The following is a 20,023-nucleotide window of genomic DNA, read 5'->3' on the forward strand; positions in this document are numbered from 1 at the left end:
CGATGCGGTGCGCGTCATCGATTTACCCGGTTGTGCGGAGATCGACGACGCGCTGCGCCCACGGGCCGTCACGCAGTGTCGCCGGCAAGCTCCCGCTGCTTGCGCCACCGGATCCCGGCCTCGATGAACTCGTCCAGGTCGCCGTCGAAGACCGCGCTCGGATTGCCGGTCTCCTGCTCGGTTCGGAGATCCTTCACCATCTGATACGGGTGCAGGACGTACGAGCGCATCTGGTCACCCCACGAGCCGGCCGCCTCGGTCTTGAGGCCCTGGAGCTTGGCCTGCTCCTCCTGGCGCTTGCGCTCCAGCAGCCGCGCCTGGAGCACCCGCAGCGCGGACGCCTTGTTCTGCAGCTGGGACTTCTCGTTCTGGCAGGTCACCACGATGCCGGTGGGGATGTGGGTGATCCGCACCGCGGAGTCGGTGGTGTTGACGCTCTGGCCACCGGGGCCCGAGGACCGGTAGACGTCGATCCGGATCTCGTTCTCCGGGATGTCGATGTGGTCGGTCTGCTCCACGACGGGCAGCACCTCGACGCCGGCGAAGCTCGTCTGCCGGCGGCCCTGGTTGTCGAAGGGGCTGATCCGGACCAGCCGGTGGGTGCCCGACTCGACGCTCAGCGTCCCGTACGCGTAGGGCACCTTGACGGCGAAGGTGGCCGACTTCAGGCCCGCCTCCTCGGCGTACGAGGTCTCGTACACCTCCGTCGGGTAGCCGTGCCGCTCCGCCCAGCGCAGGTACATCCGCAGCAGCATCTCGGCGAAGTCCGCGGCGTCCACCCCGCCCGCCCCGGCGCGGATCGCGACCAGCGCCTCCCGGGAGTCGTACTCGCCGGAGAGCAGGGTGCGGACCTCCATCTCCTGGATGGCCTTGGTCAGCCCGGTGATCTCGCTCTCCACCTCGCCGAGCACGCTCGGGTCGGACTCCGCCTCGGCCAGCTCCAGGAGCACCTGGGCGTCGTCGAGGCGGGAGCGGAGGCTGGCGAGCTTGTTGATCTCGCCGTTGACGTACGACAGCCGCGACGTCACCTGCTGCGCCTTGGCCTGGTCGTCCCAGAGATCCGGAGCGGAGGCCTCCTGCTCCAGCCGGGCCTTGTCCTCACGCAGCCGGTCGAGGTCGAGGACGGACTCGATGTTGCGCAGGGTCGCGTCGAGTTCCTTGAGCTGTTCGGCGTAGTCGGCAGCGGTCACGACTGACAAGCGTACTGCGACGGGCGCGGAGTCAGCGTGCGAGCCCCGTGGTGGCGGGCAGAAAGGCGGGGCGTCACCCGACGGGGGCGCTCTTCAGCCAGGACAGCGCCGCCTTGTGGTAGGCGACGGCGAACTCCAGGGCGCTCGCGTCGTACGTCTCGCCCTCCTTCTTGGCGTTCTTGACCTGCTCCCGGACCCGCGCCAGGGCCTCGGTGTGGTACTCGTTCGCCTCGGCGTAGAGGTTCTTGAGCTGGCTGGGCGAGTGCAGGTTGCCGAAGGCCATCCGCAGCGCGATCGGGTTACGGATGGTGTCCCGACCAGGGCTTTCGGCCAACCACTTGGAGAATGTCCGTTTCCCGGCCGCGGTGATCGCGTACGGCTGGCTCAACCGCGGCCCGGGCTTGCCCAGCCGCACCAGACCCCGCTCGGCCAGGACCGGCAACTCGCGGTAGACCTGGCTGCGGGTCATCGACCAGTACGGCGCCAGACGGCGCTCAGCGGCGGCCATCAGCTGGCCGCCTGTCATCGGCCCCTCGTGCAGCAGCCCCAGCAGGGCCGCCGCCGTGGGGTTGACTCCGGAATCCGCCATGGCCATTACGCTGCCACTTTGCCGTCGCGGCGTCCAGGATTTGGCATTTTGCCACCCGACAGGACTTCCAATGTGCACTGTCGGCGGACGACAGTCCGTTGAGGCGCCGAGGGGCCCCGTCCGGTCGGAGGGGGGCCCCTCGGCGGCAGGGGCTCAGCCCATGTGCGGGTAGGTGTGGTCGGTCGGCGGGACGAACGTCTCCTTGATCGTCCGCGGGGACATCCAGCGGACGAGGTTGTGCCAGGAGCCGGCCTTGTCGTTGGTGCCGCTGGCGCGGGCGCCGCCGAACGGCTGCTGCCCGACCACCGCGCCGGTCGGCTTGTCGTTGATGTAGAAGTTGCCCGCCGCGTACCGCATCGTCTCCGCCACCCGGTCGATCACCTGGCGGTCGGTCGCGAAGATCGACCCGGTGAGCGCGTACGGGGCGATGGACTCGGCCTGGGCCACCACCTCGTCGAAGCGGGCGTCGTCGAAGACGTGCACGCCGAGGATCGGCCCGAAGTACTCGGTCGTGAAGGTCTCGTGGGCGGGGTCGGTGCACTCGAAGAGCGTCGGCCGGACGAAGTACCCGACCGAGTCGTCGGCGGTGCCACCGGCCAGGATCCGGCAGGTGTCGTCGCCGGAGATCAGCTCCAGCGCGGCGGTGTGCCGGGAGAACGCCTTGTCGTCGATCACCGCGCCCCCGAAGTTGCTGAAGTCGGTGACGTCGCCGTACGCCAGCCCGTCGGCGGTGGCGGCCAGCCGGTCCCGCAGCCCGCCCTCCCAGATCGACCGCGGGATGTACGCGCGGGACGCCGCCGAGCACTTCTGACCCTGGTACTCGTACGCCCCGCGGATGAGCGCGGTGTGCAGCGCGTCCACGTCGGCGCTCGCGTGCGCGACCACGAAGTCCTTGCCGCCGGTCTCGCCGACCAGCCGCGGGTAGCCCCGGTAGCGGGCGATGTTCTCGCCCACCGTCCGCCAGAGGTGCTGGAAGACCTTCGTGGAGCCGGTGAAGTGGATGCCCGCCAGGTCCGGGTCGGTGAGCACCACGTCGGAGACCTCCTCACCGCGCCCGGTCACCATGTTGATCACACCGGGCGGGAGGCCGGCCGCCTCGAACAGGCGCATGGTGAAGTGCGCGGCGAACTGCTGGGTGGGGCCCGGCTTCCAGACCACCGTGTTGCCCAGCAGGGCCGGCGCGGAGGGCAGGTTCCCGGCGATCGCCGTGAAGTTGAACGGGGTCACCGCGTAGATGAAGCCCTCGAGCGGCCGGTGGTCGAACCGGTTCCACGTGCCGGGGGACGAGAGCGGCTGCTCGGCGAGGAGCCGGCGGGCGAAGTGGACGTTGAACCGCAGGAAGTCGATGAACTCGCAGGCCGAGTCGATCTCCGCCTGCACGGCGGTCTTCGACTGGCCGAGCATGGTGGCCGCGTTGAGCGTGTCCCGCCACGGCCCGGACAGCAGGTCGGCGGCGCGCAGGAAGATCGCCGCCCGCTCCTCGAACGGAAGCGCCCGCCACATCGGGGCGGCCTCCTTGGCGGCCTTGACCGCCGCGCGGGCGTCGTCGTGGGTGGCGTGGGCCGTGACGCCCAGCACGTGCGCGTGCTTGTGCGGCTGCACCACGTTGATCGGCTCGCCGCCGGCCATCCGCTGCTCACCGGCGATGGTCATCGGCAGGTCGATCCGCTCGGCGGCGAGTTCGGCCAGCCGTCGCTGGAGCCGCTCCCGGTCGGCACTTCCCGGCTCGTAGGTGCGGACCGGCTCGTTGCGCGGTTCGGGTACGGAGAACACGGCGTCCATGAAGGCTCCTGGCGATCTCGACAGCGGTGGCGGAACCGGACCCGCGGGCACCGACCGGACGGCCGGACACCGCACGTCGCGCCGGGTTGACCGGCCACGGCGGCGGGACCTGCCGTGATTCTTCCACGCGCGGACGCCGACCCGGCTCCCCCGGTTCCGCGTCCCCGCACGCCGGCGGCGAGCGGGACGGGCGGGCGGCGAGCGGGGGCATCGGAGGCGGCTACCCTGGATGGCCGGTGACCTGCCGACCCCGCGAAGGGAAGACGATGACCAAGCAGCCCGGCGGCCCTGACGCCGCGGAGCCGGACCAGTCCGCGGTCGGCGACAGCGCGGCGACCACCGCCGGTGAGGCCGCCACCACGGCGGTCACCGACCCGGCGGGCGACGAGGCCGCTGGCGCCCGCGACGGCGACGCGCCGGAGGGCCGGGCGGTCGAGGGTACGACCAACGCGGCGGCCACGACCGACGGGGACGCCGGGGCCGACGGTGCGGCCGACGCGGAGGCCGCCGTCGACGAGCCCGGGACGGACGCCACGCGGAGCGGCGGGCGGGCGCCGGCCGCGGCGCTGCTGGGGCTGCTCTCGCTGGCCTGGCTGGCCGCGATGCTCTGGTCCACCCGGGAGGCGATCCACTCGGCGGAGGCCGGCGTCACGGCCATCAGCCTCTCCGCCTTCGCGCTGCCCGGGGTGATCTCGGCGGCGCTGGTGGCCGGCGCCGCCTTCGCCCTCTACGGCGTCGACCTGCTCGGCCCCCGGGTCGCCGACCGCGCCACCGTGCGCTTCCTGGCGGCGACCGGGTCCGGCCTGCTGATCGGGCTCGCCGCCGCGGTGGCCGTGAACCTCACGTACGCCGACACCGCCACGACCAACGTCATCGCCGGCACCACCGTCGCCGCGGCGATCATCGGCGGAGCCGTGGCCGGCGCCCGCGCCACCCCCGTGGTGGGCGCCGTGGTGGCCTCGGCGCTCGGCGTACTGATCTTCGTGGTCGCGTTCAGCCGCGCCCGGGGCCGGCTCTTCGACCTGTTCGGCGCCGGCGACACCCAGGAGTCGCTGGTCAACGCCGCCAAGTGGGTGTCCCGCACCGAGTCCCTGCTCGCCGGGCTGGTGGCGGGTCTGCTGGCGTTCGGCTACCTCACGTGGGCCCGCCGTCGCGCCGCCCGCCGCGAGCCGGACGCGCCGGCGCCCCGCTGGCCCGCGTACCTGCTGGCCGGTGCCGGGCCGGGCCTGCTCCTGCTGCTGGCCGAAGTGATCATCCGGGTCGGCGGGCGCACGCTCATCGACCTGGCCGGCGCGCTCAGCGAGGCGGACTCGGTAGCCCAGACCATGCTGGGCACCTCGCGGGTGGACAACGGCATCTGGGTGCTCTTCGTGGGGGCGCTGACCGCCCTGATCGCGTTCGGGCGCACGCTCGGTCCGGCCCAGCCGGATGACGAGCCGGCCGACGAGACGGTGGCGGCGGGCGCCGCCCGCTGACCCCGGGCGCGCTGACCCGGGCGGCGGGCGCCACCGCTGACGCGCCCATCAGGACACGGTGCGCAGCAACACGTCCAGCTCCGTGACGTCGTACCACTCGAGTTCGTGGTCCTCGGCACCGTCGACGGTGAACTGTGCGTCCGGATCGCCGGCGAGCGCCTCGGTGACCACCTCCGCGGCGGCGGCCACATCCTGGACCGCGTCCCCGCCGTCCACGTGGATCGCCGCGACCGCGCTCACCGGCACCGGGGCCGCCAGCGCCACGGTGCTGGACCCGAGTTCCCCGTCGCCGCGCCCGACCGCGGAGGCCGGCAGGTCGGCGGAGACGACGACCCGGCGGCGGGGCGCGGCGGGGTCGGCCCGGAGCAGTTGCAGCGCGTCCTGGGCGGCGCGGGTGAAGGCGACGTACTCCAGCTCCTCCTCGTCGCCCTCCGCGTACCACTCCCGCAGGCCGGGGGTGACGGCGTGCGCGCGGGCGGCGTCGAGCCCGTGCTCGCGCAGCCGGGCCAGCATCGGTACGGTCGCCGGGACGTACACCCGGACAAGCTGGTCGGTCACGTCGTCTCCCGCTCAGGTCCTCTGCCGGCGTGCGCCGGCCCGGGCGCCGATCATGCCGTACGCCGTGACCGTCATACACCCGGCGCCCGACCGGTGGAAGTTCCGCCCCGGTGTGTCCGGCGACGGTGCCGTGAACGGGCGCGGGCTCGTGTCGGCGGATGATGGCAAACTGAAGCGAACGAAACCAAACGAGGGAGTCTCCGTGGAGCCGAGGTTCCTGCTCCTGTCCGACGTCGCCGCCGAGCTCAACGTGTCGGACTCGCAGGTCTACCACATGGTGCGCAGCGGCGAGCTGCCCGCCATCAAGATCGGTGGCCGCGGCCAGTGGCGCGTGGAGCGCGCGCGGCTGGAGGAGTACATCCAGCGGAAGTACGACGAGACGGCCGAGTGGGTGCGGAGCAACCCGCTCGCCGAGCGCGACCCGGAGTAGCCTCCACGTCGCTCTGCGGCATTGACCAATCCCTACGTCCTGCTCAACAATATGAGTCTGCCGAAGGCAAACGAAGGCAAACGTAGGGTTTGGAGCAGCCGATGAACCGCCGCCCGGGGCCGTCCCGGCCTCCCGTCCGCCTCCGGCCCGCGCCGCCGCTCGACCCCCCGTACGCCGACGAGGACACCTGGTCGCCCGCGCCCCACGGCCAGCTCGCCCTCGACCTCTTCGCGTCGACGCGGCCCGACGGTCACCCGCCGCAGCGGCGGCTCCGGCCGGTGCCACCCGGCCCGGGACGCGGCCCGGCCGCGCCGCTGCCACCGGCCGCGCTGGTCACCGCATCGCCGGAGGCCACGCGGGCCGCCCACCGTTTCGTGGGCACCTGTGTGGAGGTGCTCAACGGCTACCGCCCGCCGCACCAGCTGCGGGCGCTGCTCGACCCGGCGCGGGCGCACGAACTCCTGCCCGAGCTGTCCCGGGCCGCCGGCCGCACCGGCCCGACGCGCCGCCGGACCGCCCGCGCCACCGTCCACCTGCGCCGCCTGCGGGCCGCCCAGGTACGCCCCGACGCGGTGGAGGTCGCCGCGGTGCTGACGGGCGCGGGTGGGCGTAGCTGGGCTTTGGCGCTCCGGCTGGAGCACCGCCGGGGGCGCTGGCTGTGCGTGGCCCTGCACGTGCTCTGAACGCCGTTGGGGCCGGGCCTGAACGCGGCGGCCCTTGGCCTGACGCAACCGGATACGCCGCTGGCCGGCAGCCCCTTAGGGGTGCCGGCCAGCGTGCGGGTTGTGCGATTGTCAGCTGTTCCAGTACTGGGCCACCAGGTCAGCGGCCTGCTGCTCCCACTGGGCGTAGGCGTCCGGGTACGCCGACACCTGCACGGTCTGGGCGGCGTCGGTCAGGGGCATGTCCTGCCAGCCGTCGACCTGCTTGAGGCCCTTGAGGAAGGCGGTGGTGGAGTACTCGGGGTCGGTGATCTGCTCCGGCGTGCCCCAACCCGAGCTCGGGCGCTGCTGGAACAGGCCCAGCGAGTCGTGGTCGTTGGCGTCGCCGAGGTGGCCCAGGTTCTCCAGCTTGGATTCCTGAAGGCTCGTGGCGATGGAGATGACCGCCGCCCGCTCCGGCAGGCCGGCCTTCTTCGTCGCCGCGATGATCGCCTTCGCGTTCGCGGTCTGCTCGTCGTTCAGGGCGATGCGGGACTGGGCGCCCTGGGTGCCGTGCGGGATCAGCTTCCCGGTGTCGGGCTTGTCGGCGGTGTGGACGACCGCGACGGGCTTCGCCTCGTGCACCGGGGCGGCGTGGGCGGTCACGGGGCCGGCGGCCACACCGGTGGCGAACGCCAGACCAGCGACACTGAGCATGCTCTTCCGCAGGATCGTGTTCATGATCAAAGCTCCTCAGGGGGTGAAGGTCCACACCCGTTCGGGGGATCAGGGCGTGGATCTCAGGGGAACGAGCACGGGGGTGCGCTCGAAGGGGGGAAAGTCTCGCGGCCTGTGGTGGGCGGGGGTGCCGCACCGGGCCGGGTCCGTATCCAACGACCGGCGGCCCGCCATCATTCCGGGGGCCCCCACCGATCGAGCGGACCACGCGGGCCAGGGGCCTGCTACCTCGGCCGTCAGGGGTGTTCAACGACCCCGGCCCGCCCACGATTCCGGCCCCAGAGTGCCACCGACCACACCCCAGACCACCCACGACCGGACATTCGGCGATCGCTCACCCGGCGGGTTCGTTGGAGCTGTCGGACCGCTTTCGAGCTGAAACGTCTACGACATCAGCTCCACAGCCTCCCGACGAGGCACCGACAGGTGTCGGCGTTCTTCCGTGGGCTGCTGGAGCCGGTGGGCGCCGACGTCCCGTCCGGCCCAGCGAGCGACCAACGTGACCCCGGAGCCCGTTTCGCAGCCGACATGGATGTGCTCGCGTCCTGTCGAGCTGCCCCAGATCTGGGGCAGGCAGGCTGCGAGGCACCCCTGGGCTGGACGCGGCCGGCTCGACGCGGCCAGGCTCGACATGGCCAGGCTCGACATGGCCGGGCTGGACAAGGCCGCGCTGGACGCGGCCAGGCTCCACGCGGCCCGGCTCGACATGGCCGGGCTCGACGCGGCCCGGCTCAACATGGCCGGCCTCGACGCTGCCGGGCTCGACATGGCCGGGCTGGACGTGACGCGCCACCAGGGGCTGGCGGGCCGTGATCCCCCGGGTCCACCGCTGCCGCCGGCCTGAGGTGTGTCCGGGTTCCGCGGATGCCGCGCCGCCATCCCCACCCGCCCGCCGCGCCGTCGTCGGGGACGGCGAGGCGACCACCGACCGACCGACCCGGATGACGCCATCTCGCCCGTTTCCACAGCGGGGAGGCCACTGTCCCAGATATGGGGCAGGTCGACAGGACCGATCCAGTGGGAGTGGACTCGCCCCAACCTCGCAACGGGGTCGTTGCCGTGGGCGGCGCCGCGCAGCCGCTCGGCCGCCTGCCCGTCCCCGAACCCTGCCGCTCGTCGCCGGGATCAACGGCACCCGCAAACAGACGTGGAGCCGGGCCTTGCGGCCCGGCTCCACGTTCGCGGTTCAGCTCGGTCAGGCGGCGCCGTTGGGCGCGCCGTGGCAGCGCTTGTACTTGCGGCCCGACCCGCACGGGCAGGGCGCGTTGCGGGACGGCCCGTTGCTGGCCTCGGCCTCGCCCGGCGCCCTGCGGCGAGCCGCCGCCGAGGAGGCTACGGCCGGTCCGCTCATCCCGCTCGTCGGGCGCTGCGGCGCGTTCGGCGCGGTCGTGCCGGGCGCGGCCGGGGCGGCCTTCGTGGGACGTCCGACGCCGAGCGCCGGTGCCGTCTGCTCGGCCTGCTCGACGGCCACGCCACCGGCGCCGGCCTCGCCGTCGATGGTGGGCGCGGAGTACTGGAGACCCTGCTGCTGCGGCGTCCGGTTGAGGCCCTTGGCCCGCAGTTCCACCGGCTTGTCGAGCAGCTTGACCTCCTCGGCCTCCTCCGGCTCCGGCTCGGCGACCTGGACCTCCAGGTTGTAGAGGAAGCCGACGGTCTCCTCCTTGATGCCGTCCATCATCGTGGCGAACATGTCGAAGCCCTCGCGCTGGTACTCCACCACGGGGTCGCGCTGGGCGTACGCCCGGAGGGTGATGCCCTCCTGGAGGTAGTCCATCTCGTAGAGGTGCTCGCGCCACTTCCGGTCGATCACCTGGAGCAGGACCATCCGCTCGAGCTGGCGCACGGCCTCCTCGCCGAGCTGCTCCTCGCGCCGGTCGTACGCGGCGTGCGCGTCCTCCTTGAGGCGGGCGAGCAGGAAGTCGGCGTCGATGCTCGCCCGCGAGCCGCCGGCCTCCTCCTCCAGCTCCTCGATGGTCAGGCCCACCGGGTAGAGCTGCTTGAGGCTCGCCCAAAGCTGCTCGAGGTCCCAGTCCTCGGCGTAGCCCTCGGAGGTGGCGCCCCGCACGTACGCCTCGACGACATCGTCGATCATGTTGCGGACCTGCTCGGAGAGGTCCTCGCCGTTGAGCACCCGGAGGCGCTCGGCGTAGATGACCTGGCGCTGCTTGTTGAGCACCTCGTCGTACTTCAGGACGTTCTTGCGGATCTCGGCGTTCTGGCCCTCGATCTGGGCCTGCGCGCTCTTGATCTGGCGGGTGACCATCTTCGACTCGATGGGCACGTCCTCGGGGATGTTGAACCGCTCCATCACCGCCTCGACGGCGCCGGCGCGGAACCGCCGCATCAGCTCGTCCTGCAGCGACAGGTAGAAGCGGGACTCGCCCGGGTCACCCTGCCGGCCGGAGCGACCACGCAGCTGGTTGTCGATGCGGCGCGACTCGTGCCGCTCGGTGCCGAGCACGTAGAGACCGCCGAGCGCGGCAACCTCCTCCGCCTCGGCGTCGCAGGCCTGCTTCCACTTGGGCAGGACCTCCTCCATCGCCTTGGCGTACTCCTCCTCGTGCTCCACCGGGTCGAGACCGCGCTGGCGCAGCTCGTTGGCGGCGAGGAACTCGGGGTTGCCGCCCAGCAGGATGTCGGTGCCGCGGCCGGCCATGTTGGTGGCCACCGTGACGGCGCCCTTGCGCCCGGCCTGGGCGACGATCTCCGCCTCCCGGGCGTGGAACTTCGCGTTCAGCACGGAGTGCGGGATGCCGCGGCGGCGCAGCAGCTGGGAGAGGATCTCGGAGTTCTCGACGGAGACGGTGCCGACGAGCACCGGCTGGCCCGCCTCGTGCCGCTCGGCGATGTCCTCCACGACGGCGTTGAACTTGGCCTTCTCGGTCTTGTAGATCACGTCCGGCCGGTCCTGCCGGATCATCGGCCGGTGGGTCGGGATGGTCACGACGCCGACCTTGTAGACCTTGTTGAACTCCCCGGCCTCGGTCTGGGCCGTACCGGTCATGCCGGCGAGCTTCTCGTAGAGGCGGAAGTAGTTCTGGAGGGTGATGGTGGCGAGGGTCTGGTTCTCCTGCTTGATCTCCACCCCCTCCTTGGCCTCGATCGCCTGGTGCATGCCCTCGTTGTAGCGGCGGCCGTGCAGGATGCGGCCGGTGAACTCGTCGACGATGAGGACCTCGCCGTCGCTGACGATGTAGTCCTTGTCGCGCTTGTAGAGCTCCTTGGCCTTGATCGCGTTGTTCAGGTAGCCGACGAGCGGGGTGTTCACCGACTCGTAGAGGTTGTCGATGCCGAGCCGGTCCTCGACCTTGGCCACGCCGCGCTCGGTGATGGCGACGGTGCGCTTGGCGTAGTCGACCTCGTAGTCGCCCTCGCCGTCCTTGCCCGGCTGGAGCCGGGCCACCACGGCCGCGAACTCCTGGTACCAGCGGGCGGAGTGCTCGGCCGGACCGGAGATGATCAGCGGGGTCCGGGCCTCGTCGATCAGGATCGAGTCGACCTCGTCGACCACCGCGAAGAAGTGGCCGCGCTGGACCAGCTCCTCCTTCGACCAGGCCATGTTGTCGCGCAGGTAGTCGAAGCCGAACTCGTTGTTCGTGCCGTAGGTGATGTCGCACGCGTACGCGGCCCGGTGCTCCTCGGCGGGCCGGTTGGGCAGGACCACGCCGACGGTGAGACCGAGGAACTCGTGCACCCGGCCCATCCAGGCGGCGTCGCGCTGGGCCAGGTAGTCGTTGACCGTCACGACGTGCACGCCCTTGCCGGCGAGCGCGTTCAGGTAGACCGGCATGACCGAGGTCAGGGTCTTGCCCTCACCGGTCTTCATCTCGGCGATGTTGCCGAAGTGCAGTGCCGCGCCGCCCATCACCTGGACGTCGTACGGGCGCTGGCCGAGCACCCGGGCGGCGGCCTCCCGGCACACCGCGAACGCCTCCGGCAGCAGGTCGTCGAGGGTCTCGCCGTCGGCCAGCCGTTCCTTGAACTGATCGGTCATGCCACGCAGCTCGGCGTCGGTGAGGTTGACGTAGTCGTCCTCGATCGAGTTGACGGCGGCCGCGATGGCCTTCAGCCGACGCAGCATACGGCCCTCGCCAGCGCGGAGGACCCTTTCCAGAATCGACACGGATCAACGCTCCCCTAGACGGTCTCGAACCATCGTAGGCGCTCCATCGGGGTGATGGTCACTGGTGGCGGGGGACAGGAGCGGCAAAAAGGATGTAACGCTCAGACGGTTCGATGGTCGGGGGATATCCGGTTACGCCGTGGGCGAACGATCCGGCACGATGCTCGGGTGGAGCCCGTGGAGATCAGCGAGGACGACCTGCTGCTGCGCCCGTGGCGCGCCGAGGACGCCGAAGCCGTCCACCGCGCCTGCCAGGACCCGGACATCCAGCGCTGGACCACCGTACCCCGCCCGTACCTGCCCGAGCACGCCAGGGAGTTCGTCACCGACGTGGCGCCCCGGGCCTGGGCCGAGGGCACCGGCGCCCCGTTCGCGGTCTGCGACGCCACCACCGGCGAACTGCTCGGCTCCTGCGGACTGGTCACCCTCGACGCCCGCCTCGGCAGCGCCGAGATCGGGTACTGGGCGGCCCCCTGGGCGCGCGGGCGGGGCGTCACGACGACGGCGACCCGCGCGGTGGCCCGGTGGGCGTTCGACGCGCTGAAACTGCGCCGGCTCGTCTGGCAGGCGGAGGTCGGCAACCACGCGTCCCGGCTGGTCGCGCTCCGGGCCGGGTTCCGCGTCGAGGGCCGCCTGCGGCTCGCCGACCCGGCTCCCGAGGGCCGGCCCGAGGGCTGGATCGGCTCCCTCCTGCCCGGCGAGGTGCCCGCACCGGGCACACCCGGCCCCGCCGGCCCCGGCAGCCTGGAGGCCCGCCGGGCCGCCGTTTTCGGACGGCCGCAGCCCGTGCTCTTCGCCACGGCCGGCGCCGCCGAACTACGGCTGCGCCCCATGGAGGAACGCGACCTCGACGCGGTCGTGCGGACCTGCCGCGACCCGGACACCCTCCGCTGGACCACCGTTCCCGACCCGTACGAGCGGTCGGACGCCGAGTCGTTCCTCGACTTCGTACGCGGCACCTGGGCCGCCGGCACCGGCGCCGCCTTCGTGATCGCCGACGCCGACGACCGCTACGCCGGCTCGATCGACCTGCGGCTCGCCGCCACCGACCCGCTGCTCGCCGACGTCGGTTTCATGACGGCCCCGCACGCCCGCGGCCGGGGGTACATGCCGGCCGCGCTGACGGCGCTCTGCACCTGGGGTTTCACGACCCTCGGCCTGGCCCGGACCGAGTGGCGGGCGAACGTGGGCAACACCGCCTCCCGGCGCGTCGCCGAGAAGGCCGGCTTCACGGTGGAGGGCACGGCCCGGGGCGGCCTCACCCACCGCGGCGAGCGGATCGACGTCTGGGTGGGCGCGCTGCTCGCCGGGGACCTGACGTGACGCCGAAGATCGTCGAGGCGTACGGGGTGCGGCTGCGGCCGTTCCGCCTCGACGACACCGCCGACGTGGTGGCCGGCTGCGCCGACCCCCTGACCCGGCGCTTCATCTCGGGGATGCCCAGCCCGTACACCGAGGCCGACGCCCACTGGTGGATCACCGAGGGGGCGCCGGCCGCCTGGGCCGGCGGTGGCGCCGCGTACGCCGTCGCCGACCCCGCCACCGACCGGCTGCTCGGCGGGGTCGGGCTCAGCCAACCGGTGCCCACCCGCGGCCAGGCGGAGATCGGCTACTGGGTGACGCCGGCCGCGCGGGGGCGCGGGGTGGCGCAGGCGGCCACCCGGGCGCTCACGGAGCACGCCTTCGCCACCGGCGTCGTCCGGCTGGAACTGCTCACCCACGAGGAGAACACGGCCAGCCAGCGGGTGGCGCTGGCCGCCGGTTTCCGGTTCGAGGGCGTACGCCGCGCCGCCAACCCGTCCCGGGGCGGCGGGCGGCACGACCTCCTGGCCTGGGTACGCCTCGCCGACGACCCGGCCGGCCCCACGCCGCGGCTGCTGCCCGACCTCCCCGGCGGCCACCTGACCGACGGGACGGTGACCCTGCGCCGGTTGGGCCCGGACGACGTGGACCTGATGTACGGGCTGCACACCCGGCCGGAGGTGGTGGCGAACCAGGCGCCCCCGGTGCCGCCGGACCGCGCCGCCATCGAGCGGCGGTGCCGCCTCGCGGAGAGCCAGTGGCTCACGGGCGACATCGCCCGGATGCTCATCCTGGACGCGGCCAGCGGCGACCCGGCCGGCAGCTGCGGACTGTCCCTGAGCGACGCGGCCGCCGGCGAGGGCACGATCGGGTACGCCCTGCTCCCGCAGTGGCGGGGCCGCGGGTACGCCACCCGGGCCGTCCGGCTCCTCGCCGGCTGGGCCTTCGGGCCGGCCCGCCTCGCCCGCCTCGCGGCGGCCACCGTGCCCGACAACGTCCCGTCGCAGCGGGTGCTCGAGAACGTGGGCTTCCGTCGGGAGGGCCTCCTCCGCGGCCGGCTTCCCGGCCTGGCCGGCACCCGGCTCGACGACCTGGTCTTCGGCCTGCTGCCGGAGGAACTGCGCTGACGCTCTCCCCAGAGCCGCGCCGACGCGGTGCCGAAGGCCCCGCCGACGCCCGGTTGGAAGCCGCGCTGCGCCGGGCCGGAAGCCGCGGTGGCGCCGTGCTCACGGGACCAGGGAGCCGCGGACGGCGGCTCCCTGGTCGCCGCGGCCCGGGTCAGATGGCCAGCGAGATGATGCCGTAGTCGTAGGCGCGGCGCCGGTACACCACGCTCGGACGGCCGGACTCCTTGTCGAGGAACAGGTAGAAGTCGTGGCCGACGAGCTCCATCTGGAACAGGGCGTCGTCGACGGTCATCGGCTCGGCGGTGTGCACCTTCTCCCGCGCGATGTGCCAGGGCTGGTCGTCGTACTCCTCCTCGGTGTCGACCCGCTCGGCCACGGCGGTGGCGGCGCGGCCGTTGTCGCTGAGCGCGCCCAGCGCGTCGGCCCCCAGGTCGGTGACCGGCAGGTCGGCGGTGGCGGCGGCGACGGAGAGGGGAGCGTGCCGGCCCCGGTGCACCCGGCGCCGGTCGGCCGCCCGGCGCAGTCGGGTGTCGAGCTTCGCGATGGCGGCGTCCAACGCGCTGTAGAAGTCGTTCGTGCAGGCCTCGGCGCGGATGACCGGGCCACGGGAGATGCAGGTGATCTCCACTCGCTGGCAGTGGTCGGCCTGGCGCGGGTTGCGTTCGTGGAACAGCTCCACGTCGACCCGAATGAGCTTGTGATCGTAGCGTTCGATCTTGGCGAGTTTCTCGGCTACGTGCACCCGGTAATGGTCCGGCACTTCGACGTTTCGGCCCTTGACCACGATGTCCACGTGACCTCCCTGGCTCGGACGGTCTTCGATCGGTTACCCGGTCGCTCGCCCCTAGGGATGAGGCCCCGCTCGGCGTACGACCGGTCAGTGCGGCTACGCCTCCTTTCACCGCCGGGAGCGGGTGGGTTGACCCTCCTACCCCCGACACCACGACGCTAACTCCTGTTCTCCAGGCAGTCACCTGTAGTCGCGAAGACCGCCATGTTTTTTCGCGAGTCGTACACGATCGGGGGGAACTGCAACACGAACGGTTACGACTGGTGCCGTTTCTCGGTCGCCGCGAGCACCGCGGCGACGGCCGGTGCGCGTCCGGTGGCGGCCAGGACCCGGCTCACCGCCGCGAGGGTGACGCCCGTCGTGACGATGTCGTCGAGCACCACGGTCACGCCGCCGCCGGCCCGGTCGGCCCGCGGCCGGGCACGGAACGCCGCCTCGGCCGCCGCGGCACGCCCGGCGCTGTCGAGCGTCAGCGAGTCCGGCCGGGGCAGCGCCCGCAGCGGCCGCAGCACCCGCACCGGCCAGCCGGCCGCGCGCAGCCGGTCGGCGCAGCGCCGGGCGAGCCGGTCCATGTGGTCGCCGTAGCGGGCACGGGCCGCCGCCGCGGTGTCGGGCACCGGGGCCAGCACCACGGGACGCACCGGGCCGACGGCCGCGGCCACCACCTCGGCGAGCAGCGCGCCCAACGGCCGGGCCAGCCCGTGCCGGCCGTGTTCCTTGTACGCGAGCAGCGCCTCCCGCAGCGGACCGGCGTACGGGCCGAGGGCGACGCACGGGGGCAGACCCGGCGGGGCGGGCGTGGGCCGCACGGGCCGCGGGCGCAGCGCGTCGAGCGTCGCCGCGCACTCCGGGCAGACGCCGCGCCGCAGGCCGGGCCGGCGCTGCCGGCAACCCGCGCAGTCGGCGGGCAGCACCAGGTCGCCGAGGTCCGCCCAGAGCCCGCCGAGGACGCCCACGTCGTCAGTAGAGGAAGAAGGGGGCCGACGGGTTGCCGGGGCGCACCCCGGACGGCGGCGGCGTCACCAGACCCACCTCGCCGCGTTGGATCTGCTCGACCGGGCTGCCGCGGTACGCCACCCCGTTCGCCTCGTACATGAAGGCGCCGGACGGCACGGGAATCGTCGGGTTGACGGGGTAGGTCGACAGGTGGGTCACCTTGGCGCCGGTGTCGTCCTTCAACGGCGTCTGCACCGCGCCGTCCACGCTCACCTCGTAGATCGCCGGGCGGCCCGCCGACCCGGCCACGATGAGCCGGTTCTCGTCGCCCCAGTCCACCGCCGAGATGCTCGTCAGGGACGTCGCCACCCGCCGCGGCGGCCCGACCGTCACCCCGCCGCCGGCGAGGTTGAGCGCCGCCACGTAGAGCAGCCCACCGACGACCACGGCGATCCGCTGCCCGTCGAGCGACGCGGCGACCGCGTTCACCGGCGCCGGGGGCAGGTTCAGCGCGATGGGGGTCATCTGCGCGTTCTGGTCGAACCGGTAGAGCCTGCCGCCGGCGACCACCAGGCCCCGCGGCTGCTCGGTACCGGCGGCACGCAGCCAGACGGGACGGCCGATCGCGGTGTGCACCGGCCCCTTCTTGAACGCCGTCACCGGGTCGGGTCCCGTGCCCACGCTGAGCCGTTGCCCGTCCGAGCCGGTCACGACGAGCGCCGCCAGGATCTTGCCGCCGCTGCGGGCGAGCCCGGCCGACACGACGTTCCGGTTCGCACCGGGGTCCAGCGGCACGGTGCCGCCGGGCTCACCGGCGATCTCCAGCGGGTGGACGGCCCCCTCGTACACGCAGTACCGCCGCGGCCCCTCCTGGAGGGTGTAGAGCGCCCGGGACCGCCGCTCGGCCAGATCCGCGACCACGATCGAGTTGTTGCGGACCTTCAACTCGAGCTTCCCGTCTAGGTCGGGAAGCGACCAGGCGAGCTGGGTGACGAACTGGTCGGCCCGGGTCCGGTCGTCGCCGGGCATGTCGAGGTTGACCTCCCAGCGACCGTTGCCGCCGGTGGCGTTGTTGATCAGCTCGGTCCGGTCGGGCAACCCCACGGCGCCGGTGCTGAGCCAGTCCGACGGGCCGTCGACCAGCCACTTCACCACCTCGTTGAGCCGCCGCTCGGTGGGCACGGTGAGCGGCAGGTACCGCTGGTCGGGGACCAGCCGCGTCCGGTCGGAGTTCCAGAAGTAGACCGCCTGGGGCTCGTAGTAGTCGCGCAGGGCGGTGTCGCTGAGCAGCAGCAGGTTCGGCGGATCGGTGATGTAGAAGCCCCCGCCGTCGTCGGCCGTGCCCGCCGGGGAGGCGCTGCGGAGCCCGAACTCGTACGTTGTCTCGGTGGAGACCGGCGGCACCAGCCTCCCGTCGGCCCGGAGAACCCCGACCTGCTGCACCGAGATGGTCACCGCCGCGCTGCGGTCGACGTTATTGGTGATCACCGGCGCGTCCGTGAGCCGCACCACGGTGAGTTCGACCTCGCTGCCCCGCTTGTCCTGCATCCGGCTCTTGAACTCCGGGGCGACGAACTGCTTCACCCGGTCGTACGCCCGGTCCGGCTCGCCGGCCGCCGCCGAGAGGAAGTCGCGGACGAACGCCTCCGAGTCCGTCCCGCTGTTCGACGGGGACGGCGGTTCCTTCGACCAGGCGCTGACCGAGCCGGCCTCGGTGGCCGGCTCCCGCCGCTCGTCGATCTGCACCTCGGAGCGCTCGGGGATGCCGCACCCGGTGAACGCGACGGTCGCCAGGGCCCCGCAGAGCACCCCCGCCACGAAACGCACCCTCATGACGGCACCTCCGCACCCGCGGCGTCCGGCTCGCGCGCCGGCGCCGGGCCGATGGCCAGCGCGCCGCCGGGGGCCGGGCCGATCGTCAGCGGAGCCGCGTCGCCCGGGCCGCCGTACGGCAGGCGGGCGTCCTCGGGCACGAGGCGCAGCGGTGAGGTGGTCAGCCGGTCGCCGGCCCGGGCCGGCAGGGTGAGCCGGAACTGGGCGCCCTGGCCCGGGGCACCCCAGGCCTCCAGCCAGCCGCCGTGCAGCCGCGCGTCCTCCAGGCTGATCGACAGGCCGAGCCCGGTGCCGCCGGTCTGCCGTGCCCGGGACGGGTCGGCGCGCCAGAAGCGGTTGAACACGAGCTTCTCCTCGCCCGGCTTCAGACCCACCCCGTGGTCGCGTACGGTGATCGCCACCGCGGTCTCGTCCGCCCCCAGGCGGATCACCACGGGCCGCCCCTCGCCGTGCTCGACGGCGTTGCCGACGAGGTTGCGCAGCACCCTCTCGACCCGGCGCGGGTCCACCTCGGCGATCACCTCGTGCTCCGGCAGGTCCACCTCGATGGGCACGCCGACCCGCTCGGCCAGCCCGGTCAACCGCTCGACCACGCGGTGCACTATCGGCACGAGGTCGGTCGGCTCGGCGTCGAGCATCGCGAAGCCGGCGTCGAAACGGCTGATCTCCAGCAGGTCGGTGAGCAGTTCCTCGAACCGGTCCAGCTCGGCCTGGAGCAGTTCGGCGCTGCGGGCGACCGCCGGGTCGAACCCGTCCCGCTCGGCGAAGATCAGGTCCGCGGCCATCCGGACCGTGGTGAGCGGCGTCCGCAGCTCGTGCGACACGTCGGAGGTGAACCGGCGTTGCAGCCGGGACATCTCCTCCAGGCGCAGGATCTGCCGCTGGAGGTTCGTGGCCATCTGGTTGAACGACGCGGCCAGCAGCGCCAGGTCGTCCTCGCCGTTGACCACCATCCGCTGGTCGAGCAGACCGGCGGAGAGGCGCTGGGCGGTGCGGGCGGCCACCCGTACGGGGTTGACCACCAGCCGGGTGACCAGCGCGGCGAGCAGCCCGAGCAGGACCACCAGGGCCACGCCGGTGGCCACGACCGTGGCCCGGGCGTCGGCCGCGGTGGCGTCCTGGCGGGCCAGCGGCACGAGGTAGTAGAGCTCGATCTGGCCGAACCGGGTCGGCACCGGCGAGCCGTACGCCAGGTACTTCGTCCGCTCGCCGGTCAGCCGGCCCGTGGCGATCTGGCTGGCCACGTTGCCGTCGGCGACCGCTTCCCGCAGCTCCGGGCTGATCAGCCGCTGCACGCCGTCGACCGCCGGCGCCGTCCGGCTCTGGATCACGGGGAAGTCCTGCGCGGTGATCACCACGACCACCCCGCTGGTCTGCTGCGGGTCGCCGCCGGCGAGGTAGTTGACCGTGCCCTCGATGGTCTCCTGGAGCTGGGCCTCCTGCGGCTGGTTGTAGAGGGCGACCTGCTTGGTCGCGTAGTCCGCGCCGCTCTCCAGCCGCAGCTTGACGTCGGTCTTGGCGCTCTCCAGCAGGATGCTGGTGATCTTGTCGGCGATCAGGTACGCGAAGCCGCCCACCAGCACGCTGGAGGCGACCAGCGTGATGGTGACGACCCGGAACTGGAGCGACCGCCGCCACGTGCGGTGCACACCCGCCGCCGTCCGCGCCACCCGCCCCGCGACCGCGCGCCACAGCTCGCGAGCGGCGCCGCGGGTGCGGGCCGTCGCGGTGTCGGGGGGCGGGAGCGGGGAGGAGGCCACAGTGCGCCCCAGGTTATCCGGTGCCCGCCTTGTAGCCCACGCCCCGCACGGTGAGGATGATTTCGGGTCGCTCCGGATCCGGCTCGATCTTGGCCCGCAGCCGCTGCACGTGCACGTTGACCAGCCGGGTGTCGGCGGCGTGCCGGTAGCCCCACACCTGCTCCAGCAGCACCTCACGGGTGAAGACCTGGCGCGGCTTGCGGGCGAGCGCGACCAGCAGGTCGAACTCCAGCGGCGTCAGCTTCACCTCCTCGCCGTTGCGGCTGACCGTGTGGGCCGGCACGTCGATGCTGATCTGGTTGCCGGGCGGCCCGATGGTCAGCATCTCCGGCGCCACGTCCTCGCCCCGGCGCAGCCGGGCCCGCATCCGGGCCACCAGCTCCTTGGGCTTGAACGGCTTGACGACGTAGTCGTCGGCCCCGGACTCCAGGCCGAGCACGACGTCGACGGTGTCGCTCTTGGCCGTGAGCATGACGATCGGCACGCCGGACTCGGCCCGGATCGCCCGGGCCACGTCGATTCCGCTCATCCCGGGCAGCATGAGGTCGAGCAGGACGATGTCGGGCCGGTTGTCGCGGAACGCGGCGAGGGCGCGCTCACCGTCGGCGACGAAGGAGGGCAGGAATCCTTCGCTGCGCAGCACGATGCCGAGCATCTCGGCGAGCGCGGGGTCGTCGTCGACCACCAGTACCCGGGCTCTCATGGGATTAATCTTCCATCCCCATTCAGTGTCGGTGGGACCGGCGTCA

The 20,023-nt window shown here is 72.9% G+C and carries 17 protein-coding genes; 6 read left to right on the forward strand and 11 right to left on the reverse strand.

All coding sequences use genetic code 11. The features are described from left to right. Window positions 1–68: 68 nt before the first annotated feature. From prfB to pruA, 3 genes are all read right to left on the reverse strand, one after another. The gene (prfB, locus tag OG994_RS19645) at window positions 69–1,190 is read right to left on the reverse strand and encodes a peptide chain release factor 2 (protein ID WP_120330070.1); all 1,122 of its coding nucleotides are present in this window, start codon (window positions 1,188–1,190) and stop codon (window positions 69–71) included. Between the two features lie 73 nt (window positions 1,191–1,263). Then, entirely contained in the window at window positions 1,264–1,779 is a 516-nt protein-coding gene (locus OG994_RS19650; protein WP_120330124.1) for a PadR family transcriptional regulator, read from the reverse strand. A gap of 153 nt (window positions 1,780–1,932) precedes the next feature. Then, window positions 1,933–3,561 (reverse strand): L-glutamate gamma-semialdehyde dehydrogenase, encoded by a 1,629-nt coding sequence (gene pruA, locus OG994_RS19655; RefSeq protein WP_328850564.1) that lies wholly within the window; start codon window positions 3,559–3,561, stop codon window positions 1,933–1,935. A gap of 266 nt (window positions 3,562–3,827) precedes the next feature. Between pruA and OG994_RS19660 the strand changes: the two genes are divergently transcribed. Further along, window positions 3,828–5,036, forward strand: a complete 1,209-nt coding sequence (locus tag OG994_RS19660; RefSeq protein WP_328850565.1) for a hypothetical protein — start codon at window positions 3,828–3,830, stop codon at window positions 5,034–5,036. Window positions 5,037–5,084: 48 nt separating this feature from the next. On the opposite strand, the gene OG994_RS19665 is transcribed toward OG994_RS19660, so the two are convergent. Beyond that, complete coding sequence (locus OG994_RS19665; RefSeq protein WP_120330073.1) at window positions 5,085–5,594, reverse strand: DUF6912 family protein; 510 nt, start codon at window positions 5,592–5,594, stop codon at window positions 5,085–5,087. Window positions 5,595–5,796: 202 nt separating this feature from the next. On the opposite strand from OG994_RS19665, the gene OG994_RS19670 reads away from it, so the two are divergent. Together OG994_RS19670 and OG994_RS19675 are read left to right on the forward strand one after the other, a co-directional pair. Next, on the forward strand, window positions 5,797–6,024 hold the full coding sequence (locus OG994_RS19670; protein WP_120330074.1) for a helix-turn-helix domain-containing protein: 228 nt from the start codon (window positions 5,797–5,799) through the stop codon (window positions 6,022–6,024). A gap of 101 nt (window positions 6,025–6,125) precedes the next feature. After that, the gene (locus tag OG994_RS19675) at window positions 6,126–6,707 is read left to right on the forward strand and encodes an Rv3235 family protein (RefSeq protein ID WP_328850566.1); all 582 of its coding nucleotides are present in this window, start codon (window positions 6,126–6,128) and stop codon (window positions 6,705–6,707) included. A gap of 111 nt (window positions 6,708–6,818) precedes the next feature. On the opposite strand, the gene OG994_RS19680 is transcribed toward OG994_RS19675, so the two are convergent. After that, window positions 6,819–7,406 (reverse strand): hypothetical protein, encoded by a 588-nt coding sequence (locus OG994_RS19680; protein ID WP_328850567.1) that lies wholly within the window; start codon window positions 7,404–7,406, stop codon window positions 6,819–6,821. A gap of 628 nt (window positions 7,407–8,034) precedes the next feature. Between OG994_RS19680 and OG994_RS19685 the strand changes: the two genes are divergently transcribed. Next, window positions 8,035–8,247, forward strand: a complete 213-nt coding sequence (locus tag OG994_RS19685; protein ID WP_328850568.1) for a hypothetical protein — start codon at window positions 8,035–8,037, stop codon at window positions 8,245–8,247. 351 nt (window positions 8,248–8,598) lie between these two features. Here OG994_RS19685 and secA read toward each other — a convergent pair whose 3' ends face one another. Continuing rightward, window positions 8,599–11,526, reverse strand: a complete 2,928-nt coding sequence (secA, locus tag OG994_RS19690; protein ID WP_120330077.1) for a preprotein translocase subunit SecA — start codon at window positions 11,524–11,526, stop codon at window positions 8,599–8,601. Window positions 11,527–11,694: 168 nt separating this feature from the next. Between secA and OG994_RS19695 the strand changes: the two genes are divergently transcribed. Beyond that, entirely contained in the window at window positions 11,695–12,849 is a 1,155-nt protein-coding gene (locus OG994_RS19695) for a GNAT family N-acetyltransferase (RefSeq protein ID WP_328850569.1), read from the forward strand. Then, a complete protein-coding gene (locus OG994_RS19700) occupies window positions 12,846–13,955 on the forward strand; it encodes a GNAT family N-acetyltransferase (protein WP_328850570.1) in 1,110 nt (369 codons plus the stop codon). The genes OG994_RS19695 and OG994_RS19700 overlap by 4 nt, the downstream gene beginning before the upstream one ends. A gap of 151 nt (window positions 13,956–14,106) precedes the next feature. On the opposite strand, the gene hpf is transcribed toward OG994_RS19700, so the two are convergent. The 5 genes from hpf to mtrA all read right to left on the reverse strand — a co-directional run bounded on the left by hpf (window position 14,107) and on the right by mtrA (window position 19,977). Further along, the gene (gene hpf / locus OG994_RS19705; protein WP_120330080.1) at window positions 14,107–14,748 is read right to left on the reverse strand and encodes a ribosome hibernation-promoting factor, HPF/YfiA family; all 642 of its coding nucleotides are present in this window, start codon (window positions 14,746–14,748) and stop codon (window positions 14,107–14,109) included. A 251-nt stretch (window positions 14,749–14,999) separates the two neighbouring features. Further along, window positions 15,000–15,659, reverse strand: a complete 660-nt coding sequence (locus OG994_RS19710) for a ComF family protein (protein ID WP_328853752.1) — start codon at window positions 15,657–15,659, stop codon at window positions 15,000–15,002. Window positions 15,660–15,705: 46 nt separating this feature from the next. After that, window positions 15,706–17,514, reverse strand: a complete 1,809-nt coding sequence (locus OG994_RS19715; protein ID WP_328850571.1) for an LpqB family beta-propeller domain-containing protein — start codon at window positions 17,512–17,514, stop codon at window positions 15,706–15,708. Continuing rightward, window positions 17,511–19,274 (reverse strand): MtrAB system histidine kinase MtrB, encoded by a 1,764-nt coding sequence (gene mtrB / locus OG994_RS19720; RefSeq protein WP_328850572.1) that lies wholly within the window; start codon window positions 19,272–19,274, stop codon window positions 17,511–17,513. Before mtrB ends, OG994_RS19715 begins: the two co-directional genes overlap by 4 nt. A gap of 13 nt (window positions 19,275–19,287) precedes the next feature. Beyond that, the gene (mtrA, locus tag OG994_RS19725) at window positions 19,288–19,977 is read right to left on the reverse strand and encodes an MtrAB system response regulator MtrA (RefSeq protein ID WP_120330083.1); all 690 of its coding nucleotides are present in this window, start codon (window positions 19,975–19,977) and stop codon (window positions 19,288–19,290) included. Window positions 19,978–20,023 lie beyond the last annotated feature (46 nt).

The organism is Micromonospora globbae (genome assembly GCF_036184225.1).
GTDB lineage: Bacteria > Actinomycetota > Actinomycetes > Mycobacteriales > Micromonosporaceae > Micromonospora > Micromonospora globbae.